At 65.8% G+C, this 9,222-nt stretch carries 11 protein-coding genes and 2 pseudogenes; 5 read left to right on the plus strand and 8 right to left on the minus strand.

The features are described from left to right. Both AC5RW2_RS38745 and AC5RW2_RS38750 read left to right on the plus strand, forming a co-directional pair. Positions 1 to 201: transposase (locus AC5RW2_RS38745; RefSeq protein ID WP_494075178.1), on the plus strand; the 201-nt coding region annotated here is incomplete at its 5' end. A 131-nt stretch (positions 202 to 332) separates the two neighbouring features. Beyond that, entirely contained in the window at positions 333 to 1,889 is a 1,557-nt protein-coding gene (locus AC5RW2_RS38750) for a sulfatase-like hydrolase/transferase (protein ID WP_494032424.1), read from the plus strand. 30 nt (positions 1,890 to 1,919) lie between these two features. Here AC5RW2_RS38750 and AC5RW2_RS38755 read toward each other — a convergent pair whose 3' ends face one another. Next, positions 1,920 to 2,042 carry a hypothetical protein gene (locus AC5RW2_RS38755; protein ID WP_494075179.1) on the minus strand — a complete coding sequence of 41 codons (123 nt, stop codon included), beginning with the start codon at positions 2,040 to 2,042 and terminating at the stop codon, positions 1,920 to 1,922. An 83-nt stretch (positions 2,043 to 2,125) separates the two neighbouring features. Here AC5RW2_RS38755 and AC5RW2_RS38760 point away from each other — a divergent pair. Further along, positions 2,126 to 2,308 (plus strand): annotated as a pseudogene (locus tag AC5RW2_RS38760) (transposase); the annotation flags it as partial. 383 nt (positions 2,309 to 2,691) lie between these two features. On the opposite strand, the gene AC5RW2_RS38765 reads toward AC5RW2_RS38760, so the two are convergent. Both AC5RW2_RS38765 and AC5RW2_RS38770 read right to left on the minus strand, forming a co-directional pair. Continuing rightward, a complete protein-coding gene (locus AC5RW2_RS38765) occupies positions 2,692 to 2,877 on the minus strand; it encodes a YegP family protein (protein ID WP_494032423.1) in 186 nt (61 codons plus the stop codon). Between the two features lie 142 nt (positions 2,878 to 3,019). Further along, complete coding sequence (locus tag AC5RW2_RS38770; protein ID WP_494032422.1) at positions 3,020 to 3,484, minus strand: SRPBCC family protein; 465 nt, start codon at positions 3,482 to 3,484, stop codon at positions 3,020 to 3,022. Between the two features lie 97 nt (positions 3,485 to 3,581). On the opposite strand from AC5RW2_RS38770, the gene rraA reads away from it, so the two are divergent. After that, the gene (gene rraA / locus AC5RW2_RS38775) at positions 3,582 to 4,049 is read left to right on the plus strand and encodes a ribonuclease E activity regulator RraA (protein ID WP_494032421.1); all 468 of its coding nucleotides are present in this window, start codon (positions 3,582 to 3,584) and stop codon (positions 4,047 to 4,049) included. A 498-nt stretch (positions 4,050 to 4,547) separates the two neighbouring features. Continuing rightward, positions 4,548 to 5,024 (plus strand): DUF2231 domain-containing protein, encoded by a 477-nt coding sequence (locus AC5RW2_RS38780; protein ID WP_494032420.1) that lies wholly within the window; start codon positions 4,548 to 4,550, stop codon positions 5,022 to 5,024. A gap of 40 nt (positions 5,025 to 5,064) precedes the next feature. Here the strand turns inward: AC5RW2_RS38780 and AC5RW2_RS38785 are convergent, their stop codons facing one another. The 5 genes and pseudogenes from AC5RW2_RS38785 to AC5RW2_RS38805 form a co-directional block, all read right to left on the minus strand. Further along, positions 5,065 to 5,262 carry a hypothetical protein gene (locus tag AC5RW2_RS38785; RefSeq protein WP_494032419.1) on the minus strand — a complete coding sequence of 66 codons (198 nt, stop codon included), beginning with the start codon at positions 5,260 to 5,262 and terminating at the stop codon, positions 5,065 to 5,067. 125 nt (positions 5,263 to 5,387) lie between these two features. After that, entirely contained in the window at positions 5,388 to 6,233 is an 846-nt protein-coding gene (locus tag AC5RW2_RS38790; protein WP_494032418.1) for an HpcH/HpaI aldolase/citrate lyase family protein, read from the minus strand. 85 nt (positions 6,234 to 6,318) lie between these two features. After that, on the minus strand, positions 6,319 to 7,074 hold the full coding sequence (locus AC5RW2_RS38795; protein ID WP_494032417.1) for an aspartate/glutamate racemase family protein: 756 nt from the start codon (positions 7,072 to 7,074) through the stop codon (positions 6,319 to 6,321). 42 nt (positions 7,075 to 7,116) lie between these two features. Then, the gene (locus AC5RW2_RS38800; protein WP_494032432.1) at positions 7,117 to 8,658 is read right to left on the minus strand and encodes an NCS1 family nucleobase:cation symporter-1; all 1,542 of its coding nucleotides are present in this window, start codon (positions 8,656 to 8,658) and stop codon (positions 7,117 to 7,119) included. Positions 8,659 to 9,056: 398 nt separating this feature from the next. Further along, positions 9,057 to 9,222 (minus strand): annotated as a pseudogene (locus AC5RW2_RS38805) (allantoinase AllB); the annotation flags it as partial.

Consider the following 9,222-nt stretch of genomic DNA (forward strand, 5'->3'; position numbering starts at 1 on the left):
GCCCGGATTGCCCGGATCGGGGTGGACTCCAGCGAACGCCTGGGCCGGTACCGCTGGGTCGTGGAACGCACCATCTCCTGGTTGCTGGCGTTCCGCCGCTTAGCCATCCGCTACGACCGCAGCGCCACCACGATCACCGCTGTAGCCACTCCGGCCATCACCATCATCTGCGCCCGGCGGCTGCCCCGAAAGGACTATTAAAACCATTTCTAACGGGTGAACCACTGTTGAACGGGTAGTGTAACGGTACTAGGCTTCTATGCGCCCGAGAACGGGTTGGATGTCAAGGGTGTCCGGCGAACTCGCGCGCATCTGGAACGCGAGGTGTTGCCATGTCTGGCCGGATTCTTCACGTGATCCGACGGGTGGGCGTCGTCGTGGGACGCATCTTGGTCTACGTCCTGATCTGGGCGGGGCTCGCGCTGCTCATCGCCGCCGCCGGCATCCGTTTCTACTGGGGCAAGATCTCTGTGGGTCAGATGCTCCTGAATCTCGTCTCCGTGGAAACCGACGGCGGGGGCGGAGCCATCGTCTGGATCGGCATCTTGGGGATCGGCGTCGTGCCCCCGCTCATCACCGTCGGGATCGCCCTGTGGCAGTACTTCCGGCGCCGAAAGCGCCGCCGCAATGGCGACGACATGCGTCCTCGTCGCTTGCAGTGGATCATGCACACCGTCTCCACCGCTCTGGTGGCCGCGGTGGTCATCGGCGGCACCACGGCCTTCGCCACCACGGTGGGCATGAGGGACTACATCAAGGCGGCGAACTCCAAGTACGACCTCGGCGACTACTACGTGGAGCCGACCGTCACCAGCGACAAGCACAAGCGCAACCTGGTGCTGATCTACCTCGAGTCCGGCGAGGCCACCCTCGCGGACGACCAGCTCTTCGAGAAGGACGCGTTCGCTCCTCTAAAGGAGGTCACCAAGGCCTCAAGCGGCTGGCAGAGCGTGGACGATTTCCAGCAGTACAAGGGTGGAGGCTGGACCATGGCCGGTCTCACCTCGACGCAGTGCGGCGTCCCGCTGAAGGGCATGGGCTCCGCCGCGGGCAGCGGCGCCCTCAACCAGCTCGGCGGCGACGTCGACACCTACCTGGGAGGGTTGACTTGCCTGGGCGATGTCCTGGTCGAGCACGGCTACAACAACGTCTTCCTGGGCGGTGCCAACGCCTCCTTCGCCGCGAAGGACACCTTCCTGAGCAGCCACGGCTACTCCGAGGAGAAGGACCTCTCCCACTGGCGCGCCGCCGGCGAACCGGAGAAGAACTTCCGCAGCGACTGGGGCCTGAGCGACGGACGCCTCATGGCCCACGCCAAGGACGAGATCGACGAACTGCACGCCGAGGCGGAGAAGACCGGTCAGCCGTTCAACCTCTCCATGCTGACGCTGGACACACACGAGCCGGTGCACATTTTCGACTACTGCAACGTGGATACGCAGAACGAGGTCACCTCCGTGTTCTCCTGCTCCATGACCCAGGTGGCCGGATTCGTGGACTATATGAAGGAGAAGGGCTACCTCGACGACACCGCCGTGGTGATCATGGGCGACCATCTCAAGCACATGAGCGCCGGCGACGCTTTCCACGAGCAGCTGGACGACAACGACAACCGCACCATCTTCAATCGGATCTGGATCCCGGGCGAGGACAAGAACAGCAAGCTGCGCCCCCGCGTGGACCAGCTGAACATGTACCCCACGATCCTGGAGGCCGCCGGCCTGACCCTGAAGGATCATGAGGCCGGGCTGGGCGTGTCCGCCTTCGCCTCGAAGGTCCCGGATGGTTCAGCGCAGGCAATGGAGCCGGATCCCTATACGGAGCTGCTGGACTCGCGGTCCCCGCAGTTCTACGTGGAGGCCTGGGCCGGCGAGGACGCCACCCAGTAGCGCTGTCCGTTCCCTACCCGACGGCGCAGCTCAGCCCACCCGCGCGGTCACGGCCGCGAAGTCCCGATCCGAGTAGGCGACAATCCGCGCCTGACCGACACCCGACGTCGTGCACTGCAGCGTGGAGACCGCGGCATCCGCTGCATCCTCCAACGGCCACGCGTACACCCCCGCGCTGATGAGCGGGAAGGCGAGGGTGGTGACACCGAACGCGTCTCACCGAGGCCGTCGGCAAGGACTTCAAGACCGCTGGGCACCTGGCCTCCTACGCAGGCCTGGCACCGGTCACGTGGCGCTCGGGCACCTCGATCCGCGGTAACCACCCCTCACGCAAGGGCAACAAGGTCCTCAAACGGGCGCTGTTCCTCTCGGCCTTCGCTTCCCTGCACGACCCGATCGCCCGGGCCTACTACGACCGCTGTGAGTCTTGTTCATGGCTGGTCCGGGACCGGCTGGCAGGATAGTTACTGGCCGCCTGAAACCGGACAAAGCCCGGTCCGCCCGTTCTTGGCCGGCGTAGGTTCCGTTCAGCGCGGAACCTAAGGCGCCGCCGTCGTTCTTTGCCGGAACTGATGACACAGCCTCCTGCGTGCCGGACTGGCCGCTGGGACGGGCCCGGGCGGTCTTCATCGAGACCTACGCCGCCCCGACGGCACCCGCCGTCGATATGGTCCGCCGCACGGTGCCCGCCATGACCCGGAAGCGGCGCGGCACGTGGCCGTGCATGACTCGCAGCTCAGAACGCCGTAAGGCGCCCCCGCATCGGGGACGCCTTACGGTTGAGGTCCTGCCTGCGGGCTGCTCAGGTCCTGGCGAGGTCGATAATCAGGCCGCTGGCAGCGTTTTCCCGCACGGCATTGATTCCGGCCACAGCCGCTGACTTATCTTCGTACCCTCCGGACATGGCAACGACCGCGCCTGCGTCGTCCATCAGCCGGAACCTGAACTTTGCGTTGCCGTCGGCAAAGATCTCGAATTTACCCGCCATAACCATCACCTTTCGTCAGCAAACCGTTCGCTGCGGAAATTCCGCCCAAACAATATCGGTATATCCAACCTTCGGCGCGTTGGGAATACCTTGGGACCAAATGGGCCTCCCCAAAGAGGAAAAACGCGGTGCATGTCCCAGGTCAGGCGGTGGCTGGACCGTCCCCGTGGCCCGGATGGCTCTCGGCGAAGGCCTTGAAGTTCGCGATGTTCTTCTTCGACTGCTTCACCAGCTCCCCCTGCACCACCTTGCCCATGAGCTTCATGAAGCCGGTGAAGTGCAGGTCATTGTCCGAGATCATTTTCGTGCTGTTGTCGTCCAGCTCGACGAACCGGTTGGTGATGGTGTGGACCAGGCCCTTCGTCTCATAGGTGGAGGTGGTCTCCTCCGGAATGTTGTTGACGACGATGGTCTCGATCATCTCCATCCGGCGTCCATTGATGTTGTAAACCAGCCTGGATTTGGCGCCGGGCTGCCGCGGCGGTCCGTTCAGCAGTTCGATGCTGACCAGCTCCGGCTGCCAGTGCCTGATGTTGTCCGGATTGTCCGCCAACTGCATGACGTGGCCCAGGGCCCGGTCGATGACGACCTCTTCGGTGAACTTCATAGCTCCATCGTAGGGACGCCGAACCTTCCGGCCCACCCCTCGGCGGCGGGCGCAGCGGGACAACCGGTAGGCTGGCCGGAAACAGGAAGGACAGCCCATGACCCTTGCCACGGCAGACCTTTACGACGAACGTGGCGACGAGCTGCAGTCCGTCGCCCTCCAGTTCCAGGACCTAGGCGGCATCACCCGCTTCAGCGGTCCCATCCGCACCATTCGGTGTTTCCAGGACAACGGCCTGGTGAAGTCCACCCTGGCCACGCCCGGCGCCGGTGCGGTGCTGGTGGTCGACGGCGGCGGTTCGCTGGCCACGGCCCTGATGGGCGACATGATCGCGGAGTCCGCGGTAGCCAACGGCTGGACCGGCGTCATCATCCACGGTGCCATCAGGGACCGCGCCGCCATCGCCGGGCTGCAGCTGGGCGTGAAGGCGCTGGGCAGCAACCCGCGCAAGAGCGCCAAGGACAGCGTCGGTGAAGTAGACATTGTCCTGACCATCGACGGCGTCATCTTCCGGCCCGGGGCAACGGTATTCGCGGACGAGGACGGGATCCTGGTGGAGCGCTGAGGGCGGACGGGCGCACGTGTGAGAGCCTCTTCAGGATGTCGGCCCGATCCTGGACGCGCTTGACGGCGCTGCGGCGGCGAGCCGTGTAGCGCCGCAGGGCAGTGGGCACATCGTCGCTGCGGCAGAGTTCGTCTGCCAACACGGCAGCATCCACTAGCGCGCCGTTGGCACCCTGACCGTGGTCTGTGGCAGAGCAGTAGACGTAGGTCCTGTGTCCATCGATCGGCGCGCCACCGAACAGCCCCAACTGCGTCCAGTACTCGCCGGGCAGTCCAGGTTCCCCGGGCAGAACGGCGGCGAGTGCCGCCGTGGGAACCAACGCACGAATGAACCTTGGCCCAGAAGTGCGGACGGTGCCAAAGCGGCACAATGACCGGCGCCACATTCCCTTTGCCTCGCCCCGGATGGCCGCCGCCTTCATGAGGCCACGCCCTAGTGAAATTACAGGCCCGGCGGTTAGGCTGGCGGAGTTGATGCTTCTTGGGGGGAACTAGACAAATGGAACTTATTGGCTTGCCGCTGCATCCGCTGATGGTCCACGGTGCCGTCGTCTTCGTGCCACTGATGCTCGTGTTCGCGGTCCTGATGTTCGTGCCGCGGATCAGCCGCAGCATGACGGTCCTTGCCGGGGCCACCGGTATCACCGCCGCGCTGTTCGTGGCCGCCGCCCGCATTACCGGCGAGGACCTGAGGCGAACGGAGGGCACTACCACCGAAATCGTCCGGCACGAAAGCCTCGCCGAGCCGATCCTGCCGCTGGTACTGGCTCCCGCCGTCGTCCTTGCCATCCTTGCGCTGCTGGAACTGGGATGGCCCCGCGGCGCCGCCAGGTTGCAGGAAAAGGCGGCCGCCGCGTCCTGGGCGCTGCCGGCCATCCGCGTGTTCTCGGTGATGCTGGCAGTCGCCTGCGTGTTCCAGGTGGTGCTGATCGGGGCCAGCGGTGCGGCCGCGGTGTGGGGACCGCAGCCCGAATAAGCACCAGGCCAAGGGCCTGAACTTCAATTACCTGCTGCAGTCAGTTGGCTGACCGTCCCAGTTTCTTGATCTGGTGCGGCGGCAGGTCCGACGACTCCGCCAGGTCAGCGACGGGCGCGCCTTCGGCAAGAGCTTCGCGGATGGCGTCGCGCAGATCCGCGTCGGCATTATCGAGGGCGAATTGTGCGGACTCTTTATCGGCTGCCGCCAGCCGGACCTTGCGCGTGCGCTCGTCCACCACAGCATCCTTCCGTACAGGGAGTCAGATGCGGCCAACGTACCGCCGCAGCGGCGGCAAAACAATCAGATACCTTAGTATCCGGCTGGGTCCGGTCCCGCCTGAACCAGCCGGATGCCCGGCTGCTAGGCGTTCCAGAGCCCGTAGGAATCGGCCAGCGAGGAGATCTTCTGGGCCCGGGCCAGGCGCGGCAGATAAGAGCCGTCACCCACCACGGCGCCGGAGGCGTGGGCGTCCAGCAGCTCGTGGGCCCACTGGATCTCCGATTCGCTGGGCGAGAGTCCCTTGTTGATGGTGTCCGTCTGCTCCGTCCTGAGGCAGAGCTTGCCGGTCATGCCCATGGACGCGGTCACCTTGCAGGCTTCCAGCAGCTCCTCCCCCAGCGCACCCACCGTCGGCCCGTCGATGGGGCCGGGGAGCTCGCCCACGCGGGAGGCGATGACCAGGCGGGACCTGGCGTAGGCCAGCGCCATGGGGTCGTCCGAGGCACCGGTGTCACGGCGGAAGTCGCCCACGCCGAAGGCCAGCCGGAAGGTACCGGGTGCGCGTGCAATCGCGGTCGCGTTCTCGATGCCGACGGCGGATTCGATCAGGGCCAGGACCGGGGTGCCTGCCTGCAGGCGCATGGCGGTATGCGTGACCTGCTCCGGCTGCTCCGTCATGGCCAGCATCACGCCGCGCAGTCCAGGCGCCTTGGACAGGGCCGCAAGGTCGGCCGCCCATTCGTCGCTGTTGATGCCGTTGACCCGGACCCAGGCGGTCATGCCGGTGGACAAGGCTTCAACCACGCGGTCACGGGCCTCATCCTTCTGCCCGGCAGGGGTGCCGTCCTCCAGGTCGAAAATCACCGAGTCCGCTTCGGACGCCAGCGCCGGCGCAAAGTTTGCCTCGTCAGCGGCTGCGGCAAGCAGCCAGGAGCGGGAAAGCTTTGCAGGCAGCGCAGCAGCGCGGCGGTTTCTCAATGCGACCATGCATCAACCTTACGTAGTTGCCGGATCTGTTTTCCACTGGAGCCGGGGGTTATGTGTCCACCATTACTGGCGCCGGGGCGTATCCCTACGCTTCGGCGCCGAGCATGCCCTCGGCAGCCGTCGTCGACAACGGCCAGCCGGTCACCCGTTTGGTGCGCGGCGGCGCGAAGGTGCGCACCTTGGAAGTGGACAGGCCCAGCCGCACCAGCGACTCGGCAATGGTCACCGCGGCGGCAACGCCGTCGACCACCGGAACACCGGTGCGGGCCCGGATCTGCTCGTCCAGGCCGGCCATGCCGCCACAGCCCAGGACGATCACCTCCGCCTTGTCGTCGCGGACGGCCCGCTCGGCCTGGTCCACGATGGTTTCGACCGCGCGGGCCGGGTCCTCCTCCAGTTCCAGGACCGCCAGGCCGCTGGCGCGCACGGAGGCGCAGCGGGCCTCGAGGCCCGCGACCTTCAGCCGGTCCTCGATCAGCGGCACCGCGCGGTCGAGGGTGGTGACCACCGAGTACTTGTGGCCCAGGAACATGGCCGTGCTGGCGGCCGCCTCGGTGATGTCGACCACCGGAACGTCCAGCAGCTCCTGCAACCCCTCGCGGCCGTGCTCGCCGTAGCCGGCCTGGATGACGGCGTCGAACGGTTCGGGGTAGGAAGCCACCCGGTCCATGACGGCCACGGCGGCCAGGTAGCTCTCGAAGTTGCCCTCGACGGATTCGGCGCCGAAGCGGGGCGTCAGGGCCACGATCTCCGTGCCCTCGGCGGCGAAAGCCTGCGCCTGCGCTCCGATGGCCTCGGTCATGGACTGGGTGGTGTTGACGTTAACAACAAGGATTCGCATGGTGTCCTCGGGTTGGCGGTGGTGGTGCGGGGTGGGCGTGTCTCAGTGGACGCTTTCGACGGCGATCGGCTCGCCGCTGACGTCGGCGTAAGTCCGCTTGCGGTCGGCGATGGCGTAGTAGACCACTGCGGCGATGCCGGCTCCGAAGAACCAGGAGAAGGAAGACAGCGCGCCGAGGGTCGGGATGAACGCGATCAGGATCGCGATGGCCGAGGCCGGGATCAGCGCCGCGATGGCCGGCCGGTTGTAGCCGTCCTTGTAGAAGTAGGTGCCGTTAGGGTTCTCCGTGTAGAGGTCCGGAACGTTGATTCGCGACTTGCGGATCAGCCAGTAGTCGGCCATCACGACGCCGAACAACGGGCCCAGCAGGGCGCCCAGCCCGCCCAGGAAGTACACGATCACCAGCGGGTTGTTGTAGAGGTTCCACGGCAGGATGACCAGGCCGATGCCGGCGCTGACCATGCCGGCGCGGCGGAAGTTCAGGCGCTTGGGGAACAGGTTGGTCAGCGCGTAGACGGGAGCCACGAAGTTGGCCATCAGGTTGACCGCGATGGTCAGGATCAGCAGGGCCAGGCAGGCCAGCACCAGGAAAAAGGTGTTGGGGATGGTCTGGATGATGTCCGCGGGGCTTTCGATCACGGTGCCGTTGATCTTGAACTGGGCGCCGGCCAGGACGACCACGATCAGGCCGAAGACCAGCATGTTAACCGGGATGCCCCAGAAGTTGCCCGACGTGATGGACTTGCGGGAGACGGAGGAGCGGGTGAAGTCGCAGAAGTTGAGCACGAAGGTGCCGTAGATGGCCACCCAGAGGGCGCCGCCGGCGAAGATCTTGGCCCACATTTCACCGCCGGTCAGGGCGTTGTCCGTGGAGAAGGCGATGGAGCCGCCGGCGGAGATGAACATCCATACGGCCACGGCGGCCATGGTCAGCAGGATGATCGGCCCGGCGAAGGCCTCGTACTTGCGGATCATTTCCATGCCATGGCGGACGATGTAGACCTGGACGGCCCACAGGACCACGAAGGCGGCCCAGCCCAGGGTGGACAGGCCCAGGATGGAGTTGGTGTCAAATTCGGCCAGGGCCGGGAACAGCGCCACCAGCATGACGCGGAAGACCACGGAAGCCAGATACGTCTGGATGCCGAACCAGACGATGGCCACACCACCGCGGAGCATTCCCGCAATCTGCGCGCCGCGGATGCCGAAGCTGATGCGGCTCATGACCGGGAACGGAACACCCGTCTTGTGGCCCATGAAGCCGGAGAGGTTCAGCAGCAGGAACAGCAGCACTGCCCCCACGCCTAGGGCCAGCAGGATCTGCCAGCCGCCCAGGCCCAGGGCGAAGAGGCCGATCGCGAAGGCGTAGTTGCCGAGGCTGTGGACATCGTTGGCCCACAGGGTGAAGATGCTGTAGCCGGTCCAGCTGCGGCCCTTCTGCTTGGTGGGCGCTAGGTCCTGGTTGTACAGCTTCTCGCTGATCTCCGGCAGGCCGCTGGTGTCCAGAGCCGTGGCCGGGGGCTTGGGTTGTCCGGATGCCGGCATGGTGCCTGCCTCGGTCTGTTGGGTGGAGGTGACGTTCATCATCGAAGTACCTTCTATTAGGGGCGGGCGCCGCATGGCGCCGGTGGAGCTTTCAAGCGGAAGGGACACGGCCCGCAAGGGCATTTCACCCAGCGTAACGGGGGTCACATAATTCCACAAGAGGAAAACTGATTTTCATATAGTGGAATTGTTTGGCGCAGATCCTGGCGTCGCGCCAAGAAAAGAGAGGGCCTTCCCGAGCAATGAAGGAAGGCCCTCTCCTGGCTCCAGCGGGAAGTGCCAACGTCCGCGCCGGAAACAGCCGGCCGGTGGCGTAATGCCGGCAGGCTGGGCTTTCTGGCCCCACTCCGGGACCCTGATTCTGCAGCAGACGCACGTCTGAGCGCCTATACGGGCGCGTGCTGCGGAGTCACCGGGAGGGGGGCCAAGCAAGTGCTCTAGGCGGTGCCGCGGCGGATCAGCCTGCCCGTCGGCGTCGTACCGTCGATTTCGCTGCCGCGCAGGAAGGTGCGGCGGACGACGCCGGCAAGCGGCTTGCCGGCGTACGGCGAGATCGGGTTCTTGTGGTGCAGCTTCGCCACGTCCACCACAAACGCGTCGTCC

It is taken from the genome of Arthrobacter sp. B0316-1-20 (genome assembly GCF_059091865.1).

What these genes read in the sequence shown, in the direction of transcription:
- AC5RW2_RS38750 (WP_494032424.1), top strand. Translation starts at nt 333, where the DNA reads ATGTCTGGCCGGATTCTTCACGTGATCCGACGGGTGGGCGTCGTCGTG.
- AC5RW2_RS38765 (WP_494032423.1), bottom strand. Translation starts at nt 2,877, where the DNA reads ATGGCGGGTAAATTCGAGATCTTTGCCGACGGCAACGCAAAGTTCAGG.
- AC5RW2_RS38770 (WP_494032422.1), bottom strand. Translation starts at nt 3,484, where the DNA reads ATGAAGTTCACCGAAGAGGTCGTCATCGACCGGGCCCTGGGCCACGTC.
- rraA (WP_494032421.1), top strand. Translation starts at nt 3,582, where the DNA reads ATGACCCTTGCCACGGCAGACCTTTACGACGAACGTGGCGACGAGCTG.
- AC5RW2_RS38780 (WP_494032420.1), top strand. Translation starts at nt 4,548, where the DNA reads ATGGAACTTATTGGCTTGCCGCTGCATCCGCTGATGGTCCACGGTGCC.
- AC5RW2_RS38790 (WP_494032418.1), bottom strand. Translation starts at nt 6,233, where the DNA reads ATGGTCGCATTGAGAAACCGCCGCGCTGCTGCGCTGCCTGCAAAGCTT.
- AC5RW2_RS38795 (WP_494032417.1), bottom strand. Translation starts at nt 7,074, where the DNA reads ATGCGAATCCTTGTTGTTAACGTCAACACCACCCAGTCCATGACCGAG.
- AC5RW2_RS38800 (WP_494032432.1), bottom strand. Translation starts at nt 8,658, where the DNA reads ATGAACGTCACCTCCACCCAACAGACCGAGGCAGGCACCATGCCGGCA.